Raw genomic sequence first — 14,672 nt, 5'->3', positions numbered from 1 at the left:
AATGACCGCCCATGCATTGAACCAGTCCTCGCCGCTCGCCCCGGACTGGCTCGCGGTGCCGTCGGACCTCAACGCCCTGCACCCGTCCATGTGGGCTGCCGGAGTGGAACGGAACGCCGACGGCGAAATCGCCGTCGGCGGCATTCCCGTCAGCAGGCTGAAGGAGCAGTTCGGCACGCCGCTTTTCGTCATGAGCGAGTCCGATTTCCGGGCGAGAGCCCGCGCCTTCAAGGAAGCCTTTGAGGAGGCCTTCGCCGACATCTGCGGGGGAGTGGATGTCTACTACGCGGGCAAGGCCTTCCTCTGCACTGCGGTGGCCAGCTGGGTGGCTGAAGAGGGCCTGCGGCTGGACACCTGTTCCGGCGGCGAGCTCGCTGTAGCCGCCCGCGCCGGCATCGACGGTGCCAACCTTGGCCTGCACGGGAACAACAAGTCCGACGCCGAGATCAACCGCGCGCTGGACATGAAACTGGGCCGGATCGTGGTGGACAGCCTGGACGAGCTGGAGCGCGTGGCAAAAATCGCTTCGGAGCGGGGTGAGGCGGCCAAGGTTATGCTGCGGCTGACGCCGGGCGTCCACGCCCACACCCACGAGTTCATCGCCACTGCCCATGAAGACCAGAAGTTCGGACTCTCCATGGCCGGAGACTCGACAGACCAGGCCGGTCTCTCGGCGGCCGAGGAAGCTGTGGCCGCTGCCACGAGCTATCCCAGCATCGAACTGCTCGGTGTGCATTGCCACATCGGATCGCAGATCTTCGAACCCGACGGCTTTGCCCTTGCTGCGGAGAAACTCCTGGGCTTCCTCGCCGAGATGCAGCAGAAGTACTCGATCCGGCTGCCCGAGCTCGATCTTGGCGGTGGCTACGGCATCGCCTACACGCCGGTGGACACGCCCCGCCCGGCAGCCGAAATCGCGCAGGCGATGGCCGCCGTCGTCCGTTCAAGGTGCGCTGAACTGGGCATTTCCGCCCCGCGTATCTCGATCGAGCCCGGACGGGCCATCGTAGGCAGCAGCACGTTCACGCTGTATGAGGTGGGCACCCGGAAAACAGTCCGCGTGGATGCTCCGGCCTCCAATGACGCCGAATCTGCCGGGAAGGACGTTACGCACCCCCGGCGCTATGTGTCGGTGGACGGCGGCATGAGCGATAACGCCCGTCCGGTGCTCTACGACGCGGATTATTCAGCGATTCTGGCCTCACGGACCTCCGCAGCGGCTGCGCAGCTGTCCCGAGTGGTGGGCAAACATTGCGAGAGCGGCGACATAGTTGTTAGAGATGTATATCTGCCCGAGGACGTGGCAGCCGGTGATCTGCTCGCTGTACCGGGTACCGGCGCCTACTGCTGGGCCCTGTCAAGCAACTACAACTATCTGGCCCGGCCGGGCGTTGTCGCTGTGCGCGATGGATCTGTCCGGCTGATTGTCCGCGGGGAAACCGAAGAAGATCTGCTCAACCGCGACATGGGAGTCTGAATGACCGAATTGCGAACCCTGAAAGTGGCCCTGCTGGGCTGTGGCAACGTAGGGGCCCAGGTCGCGCGGATTCTTATTGACGACGCCGGCGCCCTGGCCCCGCGGACGGGTGCACACCTGGAGCTGGCCGGCATTGCCGTGCGCAACCTCGACGCCGAACGCGATGTGGAACTGCCGCGTGAGCTGTTCACCACGGATGCCGAAACCCTGGTCAAGGACGCCGACCTCGTGATCGAGCTGATGGGCGGCCTCGAGCCCGCCCGCTCGCTGATCCTCACGGCCATCCAAAATGGCGCGAGCGTGGTCACGGGCAACAAGGCCCTGCTGGCCGCGGACGGCCCCACTCTTTACGAAGAAGCGGACAAAGCCGGCGTCGAGCTGTCCTACGAAGCGGCGGTTGCGGGAGCCATCCCCATCCTGCGTCCCATCCGCGACAGCCTGTCCGGTGACCGCATCACCCGGGTCCTGGGAATCGTCAACGGCACCACCAACTTCATCCTCGACCAGATGGACTCCACAGGCGCACAGTTCGCCGACGCCCTGGCAGAGGCACAGCGGCTCGGTTACGCCGAGGCGGACCCGACGGCCGACGTCGAAGGCCTGGATGCTGCGGCCAAGGCTGCGATCCTGGCGTCCCTGTCCTTCCACACGCGCTTTGACCTGGCGAACGTCCACTGCGAGGGAATCACGCGCGTCAGCGCCGCTGACATCGCCGCGGCCAAAGAGGCCGGATTCGTCATCAAGCTGCTGGCCATCGCCGAGAAGCTGACCGACACTGACGGCAACGACGGCGTGTCCGTTCGGGTCCACCCGACCCTTCTTCCGCGGGAGCACCCGCTGGCTGCTGTCCGCGGAGCCTTCAACGCCGTCTTCATTGAGGCCGAGAATGCCGGGGAACTGATGTTCTACGGCCAGGGCGCCGGCGGAACCCCGACGGCGTCTGCCGTGCTGGGTGACCTCGTCTCGGCAGCGCGCCGCATCGTCCTGGGGGGCCCTGGACGCATCGAGTCCACCACCGGGCACGTCCCGGCACTGCCCATTGACGCCGTGTACACCAGCTACTACATCGGCCTGGACGTTGCGGACCAGCCCGGCGTGCTGGCGAAGATTGCCCAGCTGTTCGCCGAGCACGGCGTTTCCATCGAAATCATGCGCCAGACCATTCACCGCGATGCCGACTCGAACGTCGAATCCGCGGAACTGCGGATCGTGACGCACCGCGCAACCGAAGCTGCACTGGCAGCGACCGTCCAGGCCGTCAAGGGCCTGGACGTCATCAATTCCGTTACATCCGTACTGCGGGTAGAAGGAGTCTAAGTGGCTCACCAATGGCGCGGTGTCATCCGCGAATATGCTGATCGTTTGCCCGTCACCGAATCCACCAAGGTCATCACCCTCGGTGAGGGCGGCACGCCGCTGGTCCACGCCCAGAAGCTGTCAGAACTGACCGGCTCGGAGGTGTACCTCAAGGTGGAAGGCATGAACCCCACCGGTTCCTTCAAGGACCGCGGCATGACGATGGCCATGACTGCCGCCGTGGCGTCAGGTGCCAAAGCCGTGGTCTGCGCCTCGACCGGAAACACCTCCGCCTCCGCCGCAGCGTACGCCACGGCCGCCGGCCTGAAATGCGCCGTGCTGGTTCCCGAAGGCAAGATCTCCATGGGCAAGCTGAGCCAGGCAATCGCCCACGGCGCCACCCTGCTGCAGGTCGACGGCAACTTCGACAACTGCCTGGACATTGCCCGCAAGCTGGGTGAGTCCTACCCCGTTTTCCTGGTGAACTCCGTCAACCCGGCCCGCATCCAGGGCCAGAAGACGGGTGCCTTCGAAATCGTTGACGCCCTCGGCGATGCCCCGGACATCCACGTGCTGCCCGTCGGCAACGCCGGCAACATCACCGCGTACTGGAAGGGCTACAAGGAGTACTCCGCGCCGTTCGAGTCAGAGACAGCCGGCACTCTTCCCGCCGTTTCCACCAGGACCCCGCAGATGTGGGGCTTCCAGGCTGCCGGTGCCGCGCCCTTCGTGGCCGGGCACCCCATCACCGAGCCGGACACCATCGCCACGGCCATCCGGATCGGGAACCCGGCGTCGTGGGACGGCGCCATCGCGGCCCGCGACGAGTCCGGCGGTTTCATCGACTCGGTGACCGACGAAGAGATCCTCGCGGCGCACCGCTGGCTGTCCGCCCGCGAAGGAGTCTTCGTGGAGCCCGGCTCGGCCGCCGGCGTAGCGGGCCTGATCAAGAAGCACGCTGCCGGCGAGGTTCCCTCCGGCAAGACCATTGTGATCACGGTCACCGGCCACGGCCTGAAAGACCCCCAGTGGGCCCTGCGGACCGAAGACGGCAGCGACGTGCAGCCCGTCAAGGTTTCCAACGACGTCGTGACGGTCGCCGCCGAACTGGGACTGGAAGACAACTAGCCTTGGAAACCATGCTGCCGCAAACGGCCCAGCTGCCGGCCATCCAGGCCGGGCAGCAGGTCACGGTCCGGGTGCCCGCCACGAGCGCCAACCTCGGGCCCGGCTATGACAGCCTCGGACTGGCACTGACTCTGCACGACACCTTGACCGTTGAAAGCCTGGATACCGGGGAACTGGTCTTCGAGCTCAGCGGTGAAGGCGCAGACTCCCTGCCGCGGGATGCCAGCCATTTGGTGGTCAGGGCCATGGAGGCCGCGTTCGGCCGCCGTGGCTACCGGCACACCGGCCTCAGGATCGTCGCCGAAAACGTGAACCCCCACGGCCGCGGCCTGGGTTCTTCAGCCTCTGCCGTGGTGGCCGCAGTCACGGCTGCGAACGCCTTGCTTCCGGCGGGGGAGCAGCAGGACCGCGACTGGATCCTGCAGCTGACCAGCGAGATCGAAGGGCATCCGGACAACGTCGCCCCGGCCATATTCGGCGGACTGGCACTGTCCTGGCAGGACAGTGACCAGTACAGCAGTACGTGCGCCACCGTGGATGCGGCTGTCATCCCGATTGTGGCTGTGCCGGACTTCGAGCTGTCCACTGAGGCCGCGCGGGCGCTGCTGCCGGCATCGGTGGGGCACCATGCCGCTGCCATGAACTCCGGCCGGGCCGCCCTCCTGATCCATGCGCTGACCCACAAGCCGGAGTTCCTGCTTGCGGGCACCGAGGACTACCTCCACCAGAGCTACCGTGCCGAGGCCATGCGGCCCAGCGCTGCTCTGATCAAAGCGCTGCGCGCCGCGGGGCATGCCGCCGTGGTGTCCGGCGCCGGGCCCACCGTTCTGGTGCTGGCAAACGGCGAAGCGGAGGCGGCAACAGTCCTGGACTTTATCGGGGCTTTCACCTCGGCAAACACTCCGGACATCAACTGGCGTGTGATGAAGCTGGCAGTGGACGTCGAAGGTGCTAAAGTGGGAGTGCACCGGCGGTAAACCCGCATTCAGTCACCGCAGTTTTTGCAGTCAGACAGCGACTCTGTAGTCGAGAGGCCCTGCAGCCAATAGACCGTGCAGACTAAAGACCCCGATTTTGGCCCAGTTGCCTTTCGTGGTCCGGACCTGCTCAGATCTGCTGCTGCTCTGATCTCGTAATGCGCAGTATTTTCCGGTGCCGTCTCCTTGGCCTGACCCAGGACTTTACAGAATCATTTCTGTACCTGAACTGTCAGTCCGTCGCCCCGCCTAATTTCGGAGCGTTGAAGGCGATCAGTATCCGGCCCTGCTGGCCGAAATCCATCCGGCAAGGCCGAAATCGCGGCTGCAGATCTGAACTGCAGCCCAGATCAAATCATCGCGTCCAGCTCCCAGTCTGGACGCCGTCGAGGGGGAAGGATCCTTCGTGACCGAAACCACTGAGCTGTCGCCAGCTGTGGACACAACATCTTCTGCTTCCGGATCGTTGACGGAAGCACCCGCCAAGAGCAGTGGCCTCGCCGGCCTCAAGCTCGCCCAGCTGCAGGCGCTTGCCAGCCAGCTTGGAATTTCAGGCGGTTCCCGCATGCGCAAGGGAGACCTGGTCTCGGCCATTTCCGCGCATCGTGCGGGTTCTTCAGCCAGCAAGGCTCCGGCCCGGGCTGCGGAGAAGGCCACCGACAACAGCGCGGCTGTTGCAGGCGCTTCGGCTCCCGCTGCCCCGGCAGAAGCGGCCGAAGCCCCGGCACAGGAAGGAACCCGTGCCCGCGGCCGTGGCCGCAGCCGCCGCGCCGTGAGCGACGGAGTGGTATCCACCCCTGCAGCAGAGCCAGCCGCCGAGCCCGCGGCCGCCGTCGAGGTCCCTGCCGCCCAGGCAGTTGCCGAAACGTCCGAGCCGGCCGCCGGTGAAGGCGTCGGCGAACGCCGCCAGCCGCGTACCCGCAACCGCCGCCGCGGCGAGGCAGCCGCGGGGACGCCGCAAGCCGACACCGCCGAGGCACCGTCCGAGGCCGCTGCGCCTGAAGCCCGTGGTGCTGAGGCCCGCGTCGCCGAAACCCGTGCTGCTGAAACGCGTGGCGGTGAAACCCGCGTCGCCGAAACCCGTGCTGCTGAAACCCGTGGCGGTGAAGCGCGCGGTGCCGAGGCCCGTGAGCAGGGAAGCGAGACCGCCGATGGTGGGCAGCGCACTGACCGCCGGGAAGGCCGCACCCGCGGTGGCCGCGACTCAGCGGAAACTGCTGGCGCCCGCGATACCCGCCGCGACGACAACCGCCGTGACGACAGCCGCGATGGTGATGACGCCGATGGTGGCAGCCGGCGCAACCGCCGTAACCGCCGCGACCGCAATGACCGCACCGAACGGTCAGACAGCCGCGACAGCAGGGACAGCAACTCCCGTAACGACCGCTTCCGCGACCGCAACGACCGCCGTCGAGGACGCGCCCAGGGTCCGGACGTCGACGACGTCGAGGTCACCGACGACGATGTCCTGCTGCCGGTAGCCGGCATCCTGGATGTCCTCGAGAACTACGCCTTCATCCGCACCTCCGGTTACCTGCCGGGCCCGAACGATGTCTACGTATCCCTCGCACAGGTCAAGAAGTACAACCTGCGCAAGGGCGACGCCGTCGTCGGTGCCATCCGTGCACCCCGCGATGGTGAGGACCGCAGCCAGCAGTCCGCCCGCCAGAAGTTCAACGCCCTGGTCCGCGTCACGTCGGTCAACGGCAAGACTTCCGAGGAACTCAAGGACCGCGTCGAGTTCGCCAAGCTGGTTCCGCTGTACCCCTCCGAGCGACTGCGCCTCGAGACGGACCCCAAGAAGATCGGGCCCCGCGTCATCGACCTGGTTGCCCCGATCGGCAAGGGCCAGCGCGGCCTGATCGTCTCGCCGCCGAAGGCCGGCAAGACGCTCATCCTGCAGTCCATCGCCAACGCCATCACCACCAACAATCCTGAGGTCCACCTCATGATGGTGCTCGTTGACGAACGTCCCGAAGAAGTCACGGACATGCAGCGCACCGTCAAGGGTGAGGTCATCGCCTCCACCTTCGACCGCCCCGCGGATGACCACACGACTGTTGCCGAGCTTTCCATCGAACGCGCCAAGCGCCTCGTGGAAATGGGCATGGACGTTGTGGTGCTCCTCGACTCCATGACCCGTCTGGGCCGCGCCTACAACCTGGCAGCACCGGCTTCGGGCCGTATCCTGTCCGGTGGTGTCGACTCCGCAGCGCTGTACCCGCCGAAGCGTTTCTTCGGTGCAGCCCGCAACATCGAAAACGGCGGCTCGCTGACCATCCTGGCTACCGCGCTCGTCGAGACCGGCTCCAAGATGGACGAGGTCATCTTCGAAGAGTTCAAGGGCACCGGCAACATGGAACTGCGCCTGTCCCGCCAACTGGCGGACAAGCGCATCTTCCCGGCCGTGGACGTCAACGCGTCCGGTACCCGCCGCGAAGAGAACCTGCTTTCTCCCGAGGAAGTCAAGATCATGTGGAAGCTGCGCCGCGTCCTTTCCGGACTCGAAACGCAGCAGAGCCTTGAGCTGCTGACCAACAAGATCCGGGAGACCCAGAGCAACGTCGAGTTCCTCATGCAGGTTCAGAAGACGACCCTTGGTGCAAAGTCGGATAACGACAAGTAGCTGCGCGTAACCGCCCGAAAATTGGCGGCCCTTCCCGGGCCGCCAATTTCCCGGGCGGTTGTTGCGTTAACCGGTTCCTCCGCTTCAAAAGCAACGCGGGGTCACATCGAGCCCAATAAGGCCGTTGAAACGGGCGGTAAGTGACCCCGCCTTGCAGTTACTAGACTTGTGAGAGTCGAAAGAGGTTTTGAAAATGTTTGAGTCCGTACAGGGCCTGCTTGATGAGCATGATGCTATCCAGGCGCAGCTGGGGGATCCTGCTGTCTATGCTGACCAGCGGCTGGCTCGCAAGTTGGGGCGGCGGTCTGCGCAGCTGAACGGCATTGTGGAGGCGTACCACAAGTGGCATGCGATTCAGGATGATCTCGCTGCTGCGAAGGAAATGGCTTCGGAGGATCCCGAGTTTGCTGCTGAGGTTCCCGAACTGGAGGCCGGACTGGAGAAGGCGGCCGCGAATCTTCGCCGGCTGCTCATTCCCCGCGACCCGGACGATGCCCGCAACGTGATCCTTGAGGTCAAGGGCGGTGAAGGCGGCGACGAAGCCGCACTCTTCGCCGGTGACCTCCTGCGTATGTACACCCGCTACGCGGAATCGCGCGGCTGGAAGACTGAACTCATTTCTGCCACGGAATCCGACCTCGGCGGCTACAAGGACGTCCAGATGGCCGTCAAGGGCAGCTCGAACGATCCCGCCGAAGGCGTTTATGCGCGGCTGAAGTTCGAGGGCGGCGTGCACCGTGTGCAGCGCGTCCCCGTGACTGAGTCGCAGGGCCGTATCCACACTTCGGCCGCGGGTGTGCTGGTGCTTCCCGAGGTGGACGAGCCGGAAGAGCTCGAAATCAACCAGAATGACCTCAAGATCGACGTCTACCGGTCCTCCGGTCCCGGCGGCCAGTCCGTCAACACCACCGACTCCGCGGTCCGCATCACGCACCTTCCCACCGGAATCGTGGTGGCCATGCAGAACGAGAAGTCGCAGCTGCAGAACCGCGAAGCCGGCATGCGCGTACTCCGCGCCCGTATCCTCGCGCACCAGCAGGAGCAGATCGACGCCGAGAACTCGGCCCAGCGGAAGTCGCAGATCCGCACCATGGACCGTTCCGAGCGGATCCGGACCTACAACTACCCGGAAAACCGGATCGCGGACCACCGCACCGGCTACAAGGCGTACAACCTGGACCAGGTCATGAACGGCGACCTCGAACCGGTCATCCAGTCGGCCATCGAGATGGACGAGCAGGCACGCCTGGACGCCATCGGCGACTAGCCGGAACCACTGAACCACATGACGTCCGAGCACCAGACGGCCAAAACGGTCCAATCCCTTGCCGATGCCGTCCGCGAGGCCACGGCGCTGCTTGCCGATGCGGGAGTGCCCAGCCCGCGGGTCGACGCCGAACTGCTGGCGGACCATCTGCTCGGCGTCGGCCTGGGCCGGCTGCGGGCCATGATGCTGGGCGATGCCCCGGCGCCGGCGGGCTATGCGGAATTGGTTGCCGAACGGGCCCGCCGCATTCCGCTGCAGCACATCACCGGTGTGGCGCATTTCCGCTACCTTCAACTCGCGGTGGGCCCCGGCGTCTTCATTCCCCGCCCGGAAACAGAGTCCGTGGTCCAGTTGGTGATCGACCGGCTCCGGGCGCTGGAACGGGCAGGCGTGTTCCGCCCTAAAGTGGTGGATCTGGGCACCGGCTCCGGGGCCATCGCGGGGTCCGTGGCGCATGAGGTGCCGGAGGCCGAGGTCCATGCGGTCGAGTACAGCGAATTCGCGCATGCCTGGGCGCAGAAGAACCTCCAGCCCCTTGGTGTCCGCCTCGTTCGGGGCGACCTGCGGGACGCGCTGCCGGAACTCAACGGAACGTTCGACGTCGTGGTGTCCAATCCGCCGTACATCCCCGCAGAGGCAATCCCCAACGAACCCGAGGTGGCGCTGCACGACCCGCCCGAAGCCCTTTACGGCGGAGGAGCGGACGGCATGGAACTTCCGACGGCGGCAGCAGCTTCCGCTGCCCGGCTGCTGGTCCCCGGGGGCTTCTTCGTGATGGAACACGCCGAGGTGCAGGCCGCCTGGATCGTGGCGATGCTGAACAGAGCGGGCAGGTGGACGGACGTCACCACGCATCTGGACCTCAACGGCAAGGAGCGGGCAACCAGCGCCCTTCTTGCCGCGCCGCGTGCACAGTAAACAGCCCCACTCCGAGTAATGAAAGAATAGGGCAGTGACCACTACGTATAACTGCATGGCCGATGATGAGCGCACCGCAGGACTGGCACACGCACGGCGTGCCATCCTCGAGAAGAAATGCGTGGTCCTCCCTACGGACACGGTCTACGGGATCGCCGCGGATGCTTTTTCGCCGCAGGCTGTCACCATGCTGCTGGTTTCGAAGGGCCGCGGCCGGAGCATGCCTCCTCCTGTGCTCATTCCGCGGCTGAATGCCCTGGACGGTTTGGCCACGGACGTTTTTCCGGAGGCACGGCAGCTTGCCGAGGCGTTCTGGCCTGGGGGACTGACCCTGATCCTGCACGCCCAGCCCTCGCTCGACTGGGACCTGGGGGACACAAAAGGAACTGTCGCCCTCCGGATCCCGGCCGATGAAGTGGCACAGGAACTGCTGACCTTGACCGGTCCGCTGGCCGTCTCGTCCGCCAACAGGACGGGGCAGGCGCCGGCACAGACCGCTTTCGAAGCCCGTTCCCAGCTCGCTGAATCGGTGGAGGTCTACCTGGAAGGCGGCTTCCGCCCCGTCGAGGGAACTGACGCCATGCCGTCCACCATCGTGGACGCCACGTCGCTGCCGCTGCGCGTGGTCCGCGAGGGAGCGGTGAGCCTGGAGCGGCTGCGGGAGGTGGTTCCCGTCTTGCTGGACATTGACGGCAACGCCGGGGAGCCGGAGGAATCTGCTGAACCTGCGGCCACCACGGAGCCGGAGAAGCTTCCGGAGCCGGAGGCTGCTGGCGTCCCTGACGCGGCTGCGGATGAGCTTTCGGAATCCGGAGAACAAGAGCCCGGCGAAAAGACACCCAGCGGGCCAGCGGGCGAAAAAGCGCCCGACGCCGAATGACCCTGCAACGGCAGACCATTCCAGTTCTCGGGGTGGACGCCACACCGCTGGACGTCGCCGGACTTACCGGAGTGCTCAACAGGTTCGTGGCGGACGGGACCACGCGGACCGTCGTCGGGCATAACCTTCACAGCGTGACGCTGTTCCATGCCGAACCCGAATTCCGGAAGTTTTATGAGAACAGCGACGTCGTTCTCATCGACGGCGCTCCCGTCCTGTGGCTGTGGGGGAGAGGCAGGAAACCCTCCGGACCCGTCATGGACTACCGGCTCGGGTCAACTGACTGGATTCCGGCCCTTGGACAGGTCAGCGGGCTGGAACGCATCGCAGTCATCGGGGCGGGCCCCGTTGCCAACGCCCGCGCGGTGGCGAAGCTGCAAAGCATCGTCCCCGGAGCAAGCGTCTCCGGCATGCCCGGCGAAGGCTGGAACGACGACGTTGAGGAAACTGCCTCAGCCTGGCTGGCGGAACAGCGCCCGCAGCTCGTGCTTATTGGCCTGGGCATGCCACTCCAGGAAAGGGTGCTGCGGCGCCGCCTCGGCTCGCTGCCGCCCGCGGTCTACTGCGCCGTGGGCGGTGCCATCGAGCAGATCGCAGGAATCCAGAAGCTGGCGCCGCGCTGGCTCGGCCGGCTTGGCCTGGAGTGGGCGTGGCGTCTTCTGCTGCACCCCCGGCGTGTCGCCTACCGCGTTTTCGGCGAGCCGTGGGTGCTGCTGGGGCTGTTGGTCCGGCGCCGCCTGCAACGCCGGCCGGCCCAGGACGGCTAAACCGTCAGCACGGCTAGAACTTCTGGTCCTTGAGCGGGGCGAACCCTTTGCCCCGCAGGCCCGTCGAAAACGCCCGGAACCAGTCGGCCAGTCCACGGAAGTCACCGCGGCGCAGGAAATAGCCCAGGTATCCGCCAACGTCGGCAGTCAGGGACTTGATGCGGAAGTAGCGACGGATCAGATAGCCGCGGTTGCGGTAGTAGTAGTAGCGCTTGAACGCCGAGTCCGGAACAATCACGTGCCACCGGGCGCCGAAAACGTGCTTGGTTTCGGAGAACGCGTGGGGGTGGGTGATGGCCGCCGTCGTCACGGTGCCGAAACGGATGCCGGCCTTGCGCAGCCGAATGGTGAAGTCCACCTCGTCGCCCCGGATGAAGAGGCGCATGTCCGGCAGACCCACCTTGAAGAAAACATCCGAGCGGATCAGGGCGCCATTGAAGAAGTGCCCGTCCTGTGGCAGGAACCCCACTTTCTCCAACGCGGCGCGGTCGTGGGTAACTTTGCCGTCCAGCCGGAAGAAGAAGGACAGCCGGTCAGGGTGGCCGGGCGCCACCACGAGCGGGACCACCGCGTCAAGCTCCCGGGACTCGGCCTCGCGGATCAGCGTGGCGAGGCATTCGGCGTCCGCCGGCTCGGCGTCATCGTCCATCATCCAGACCCAGTCCGCACCGCTGGCCACGGCCTTGAGGACGGCCAGGGAGAACCCGCCGGCCCCGCCAAGATTGGCTTCCGAACGGACATAGTCCACGTTGCCGTGCTGCTCAGCCACATCCCGGGCCGGCACAGTACCGCTGTCAACCAGGCAAATGGAGGCTACGGCAGCCGTCTGGCTGTTGATGGCCTTCAACAAGACGGCCAGCTCGCGGGGACGGTCAAACGTCACGGCGGCAACTGCGACCGACACTGACATTGCGGGTTCCTTTCAGCACTGCCGTCGGCAAGTTCCCCGCCGGCGATAGGCCGTGTGACGCGAAGCCATGTACCCGTTGGCGTTAGTATCTTGACTAGAGTCCACTGTAATACAGCCCTGTCAGGCACTATGCACTGCCTGTCTGTGCGCATGGCGCGACGGAGAAGTTTCATTTATTGCACGTCAGATCCACAGCTAACGAACCCCCATGGTCCCCCGAACCGAACCCCCGATCTGCGCCGGCATGATGCGCGGGCCGGTGACTGCCCGGGCGCCGGTTGGTCACCCCGACGCTTTTCGCACTGCGTTCGCGGGGAGGGGGCCACGCCATGATCATGTACCTGCTCATGATGCTGACTGCGGCGATGGTTTCTTACGGAGCCACCTGGGGTGCCCGCCTCATCGGCAACCGGCTTGAACTGTTCACGCCCATCCGCAGCCGGGACATGCATTCCAGCCCGGTGTCGCGGCTCGGCGGACTGGGGATCTTCGCGGGAGTGCTCGTCGCACTCGTAGTCGCCAGCCAGTCGTTCTTCGTCAAGGACATCTTTCGCCACAACGGGGCGCCGTGGGGTGTCCTCGCCGGTGCTGCCGTCATCGTGCTTGTCGGCATGGCCGACGACCTCCTCGACCTGCGCTGGTGGATCAAGCTGATCGGGCAGAGCATAGCCGCCCTGGTGGTGGCCATCTGGGGTGTCCGGATGACCATCATTCCGTTTATCCCGGAACCCATACGCTTCGACTCGGACATCATCAACGTGCTCCTCACAGCGGGTCTCATCGTTACCACGATGAACGCCTTCAACTTCATTGACGGCCTGGACGGCCTGGCCGCCGGCGTGGCGATCATCGGCGGGGCTGCCTTCTTCCTCACCGCCTACTGGGTCCACCGCAACGCTCCGCTGACGGACTTCTCCGACCTCGCCACTCTGCTGACGGCGATCCTTGTGGGCAGTTGCGCAGGCTTCCTGCCACACAACTGGTTCCCGTCGAAGATCTTCATGGGTGACTCGGGAGCCATGCTGATTGGCCTGCTCATGGCCTCGGCAGGTGTCGTCTCCACTGGCCAGATCACGTCCGGGCTTTATGACCGTGTGAACGGTATTCCCACAATCATCCCGATCCTGCTGCCTTTCGCAGTGCTTTTCCTTCCCCTGCTGGATCTTTGCCTTGCCGTGGTGCGGCGCACGGCCGTGGGGCGCTCGCCCTGGTCCGCCGACCGCGGACACCTGCACCACAAATTGATGGATATCGGATACTCGCACCGCACCGCGGTGATGCTGATGTACATGTGGACCGCCGTTCTGTCCTTCGGCGGCCTTGCCTTCGCCGTGTACCCCTGGCAGATTGTCCTTGCCGTGGACCTGGTAGCGACCTTGGCCATGGGGCTCATCACGGCATGGCCGTATTTGAGCCGCCGTGGCACCAATGCCCAGGGGTAGACCGCTGCTTTTCCGAATATTTCTATCTCGTGTAGAATTCAGGGGCAGGTCTTCCCTGCACAGAATCCACCCCTTGGGCCTGACGATTGGGATCGAATGACCTCCGACGCCGAGTCCGGACCTCCGTCCGGCAACGGAACCGTTGGTGTATCCGGCCCCACACGGTCCCTCTGGCTCGGCCTGCTGGCACTCAGCTCGGCCGCTGCCGGAGCATCGCTGATCCTGACGGGCACTGTGGCCCTCATTTTCAACGGCTGGGTCGGCGTATTTTCGAGTTCCTTCGGCGGTCTGCTGGTGATGGCATTTTTTGCCATCAGCCTGCTGATCGGGCACTTTGTGGGCCGGAATAACCCCTCAGGTGCCATAGGCCTGTTCGTAGCGACGTATTTCGTCAAAGTCATTGGCTTTGCGGTGGTTCTTTTCGCTCTCGGCGCGCCCGAATGGCTTCACGGACGCTGGTTCCTCATCGGGGCAGTCGTCGCCGTGGTCGTGTGGCAAGCCGCCGAAATCTATGGTTTCAGCAGGGCCCGGCTGCAGATCTATAACGACCCCCAGCCCGATAGGGGCACTCCTGATGTCTAGGCGAAACCACACCGACAAAAATGCGTCCGGTGACCCTCGCAAAAGGACCGGAGCTCCTGGCGTGTCAGCCGAAAATGGTGACGGTGGTTACAACGCTGGAATCGCCGTATTTAGCTACATTGTTGGCGGAATCATCGTCTGGAGTTTGATAGGGTGGGGTCTGGATTATCTGTGGGGAACCCGCTGGATTGTGCTCGTAGGCGCTCTGCTTGGAGCTGCGGGAGGGTTCTATCTGTCCCATATGCATGGCCTCACCAGTTCGAGAAATCCAGCTGGTGGGAGCGGTGCAGCCAGCGGCCCGTCTGAGGATGGGAACAGTAATGCCAAATAATTTCACGAGGGGGAGGGCGAACATGAATCACGCCGGAACCCGACCAACGCCCAACGATGGACACTGCAGAG

The 14,672-nt window shown here is 65.0% G+C and carries 13 protein-coding genes; 12 read left to right on the top strand and 1 reads right to left on the bottom strand.

From position 1 onward, the window contains the following. Position 1 precedes the first annotated feature (1 nt). The 9 genes from lysA (at position 2) to LQ144_RS02200 (ending at position 11,336) form a co-directional block, all read left to right on the top strand. Positions 2-1,477 carry a diaminopimelate decarboxylase gene (lysA, locus tag LQ144_RS02240; RefSeq protein ID WP_230116919.1) on the top strand — a complete coding sequence of 492 codons (1,476 nt, stop codon included), beginning with the start codon at positions 2-4 and terminating at the stop codon, positions 1,475-1,477. Continuing rightward, positions 1,478-2,794, top strand: coding sequence for a homoserine dehydrogenase (locus LQ144_RS02235; protein WP_230116918.1), 1,317 nt, complete (start codon positions 1,478-1,480; stop codon positions 2,792-2,794). Beyond that, on the top strand, positions 2,795-3,901 hold the full coding sequence (thrC, locus tag LQ144_RS02230) for a threonine synthase (RefSeq protein ID WP_230116917.1): 1,107 nt from the start codon (positions 2,795-2,797) through the stop codon (positions 3,899-3,901). It begins immediately after the preceding gene. 11 nt (positions 3,902-3,912) lie between these two features. Then, entirely contained in the window at positions 3,913-4,878 is a 966-nt protein-coding gene (gene thrB, locus LQ144_RS02225) for a homoserine kinase (protein ID WP_230116916.1), read from the top strand. A 406-nt stretch (positions 4,879-5,284) separates the two neighbouring features. Beyond that, positions 5,285-7,504 (top strand): transcription termination factor Rho, encoded by a 2,220-nt coding sequence (rho, locus tag LQ144_RS02220; RefSeq protein WP_230116915.1) that lies wholly within the window; start codon positions 5,285-5,287, stop codon positions 7,502-7,504. 193 nt (positions 7,505-7,697) lie between these two features. Next, a complete protein-coding gene (gene prfA / locus LQ144_RS02215; RefSeq protein ID WP_230116914.1) occupies positions 7,698-8,771 on the top strand; it encodes a peptide chain release factor 1 in 1,074 nt (357 codons plus the stop codon). 18 nt (positions 8,772-8,789) lie between these two features. Next, complete coding sequence (prmC, locus tag LQ144_RS02210; protein ID WP_230116913.1) at positions 8,790-9,689, top strand: peptide chain release factor N(5)-glutamine methyltransferase; 900 nt, start codon at positions 8,790-8,792, stop codon at positions 9,687-9,689. Between the two features lie 34 nt (positions 9,690-9,723). Further along, on the top strand, positions 9,724-10,569 hold the full coding sequence (locus LQ144_RS02205; RefSeq protein ID WP_230116912.1) for an L-threonylcarbamoyladenylate synthase: 846 nt from the start codon (positions 9,724-9,726) through the stop codon (positions 10,567-10,569). Further along, a complete protein-coding gene (locus LQ144_RS02200) occupies positions 10,566-11,336 on the top strand; it encodes a WecB/TagA/CpsF family glycosyltransferase (RefSeq protein ID WP_230116911.1) in 771 nt (256 codons plus the stop codon). Before LQ144_RS02205 ends, LQ144_RS02200 begins: the two co-directional genes overlap by 4 nt. 13 nt (positions 11,337-11,349) lie before the next feature. Here the strand turns inward: LQ144_RS02200 and LQ144_RS02195 are convergent, their stop codons facing one another. Beyond that, entirely contained in the window at positions 11,350-12,246 is an 897-nt protein-coding gene (locus LQ144_RS02195) for a glycosyltransferase (protein WP_230116910.1), read from the bottom strand. A 329-nt stretch (positions 12,247-12,575) separates the two neighbouring features. Here LQ144_RS02195 and LQ144_RS02190 point away from each other — a divergent pair, with 329 nt between their 5' ends. From LQ144_RS02190 to LQ144_RS02180, 3 genes are all read left to right on the top strand, one after another. After that, entirely contained in the window at positions 12,576-13,688 is a 1,113-nt protein-coding gene (locus LQ144_RS02190) for an MraY family glycosyltransferase (RefSeq protein ID WP_230116909.1), read from the top strand. 96 nt (positions 13,689-13,784) lie between these two features. Next, positions 13,785-14,270, top strand: a complete 486-nt coding sequence (locus LQ144_RS02185) for a hypothetical protein (RefSeq protein ID WP_230116908.1) — start codon at positions 13,785-13,787, stop codon at positions 14,268-14,270. Beyond that, positions 14,263-14,601, top strand: a complete 339-nt coding sequence (locus LQ144_RS02180) for an AtpZ/AtpI family protein (RefSeq protein ID WP_230116907.1) — start codon at positions 14,263-14,265, stop codon at positions 14,599-14,601. Before LQ144_RS02185 ends, LQ144_RS02180 begins: the two co-directional genes overlap by 8 nt. The last annotated feature ends 71 nt before the right edge of the window (positions 14,602-14,672 follow it).

Source organism: Arthrobacter sp. Bi83, assembly GCF_918698095.1.
Lineage (GTDB): Bacteria > Actinomycetota > Actinomycetes > Actinomycetales > Micrococcaceae > Arthrobacter.
The sequence above is the reverse complement of the archived record's forward strand: the minus strand, read 5'-3'. Positions and strand labels throughout refer to the sequence as shown.

Coding starts and splice junctions, on each gene's coding strand:
- lysA (WP_230116919.1), top strand. CDS start 2: ATGACCGCCCATGCATTGAACCAGTCCTCGCCGCTCGCCCCGGACTGG.
- LQ144_RS02235 (WP_230116918.1), top strand. CDS start 1,478: ATGACCGAATTGCGAACCCTGAAAGTGGCCCTGCTGGGCTGTGGCAAC.
- thrB (WP_230116916.1), top strand. CDS start 3,913: ATGCTGCCGCAAACGGCCCAGCTGCCGGCCATCCAGGCCGGGCAGCAG.
- prfA (WP_230116914.1), top strand. CDS start 7,698: ATGTTTGAGTCCGTACAGGGCCTGCTTGATGAGCATGATGCTATCCAG.
- prmC (WP_230116913.1), top strand. CDS start 8,790: ATGACGTCCGAGCACCAGACGGCCAAAACGGTCCAATCCCTTGCCGAT.
- LQ144_RS02200 (WP_230116911.1), top strand. CDS start 10,566: ATGACCCTGCAACGGCAGACCATTCCAGTTCTCGGGGTGGACGCCACA.
- LQ144_RS02195 (WP_230116910.1), bottom strand. CDS start 12,246: ATGTCAGTGTCGGTCGCAGTTGCCGCCGTGACGTTTGACCGTCCCCGC.
- LQ144_RS02190 (WP_230116909.1), top strand. CDS start 12,576: ATGATCATGTACCTGCTCATGATGCTGACTGCGGCGATGGTTTCTTAC.
- LQ144_RS02185 (WP_230116908.1), top strand. CDS start 13,785: ATGACCTCCGACGCCGAGTCCGGACCTCCGTCCGGCAACGGAACCGTT.
- LQ144_RS02180 (WP_230116907.1), top strand. CDS start 14,263: ATGTCTAGGCGAAACCACACCGACAAAAATGCGTCCGGTGACCCTCGC.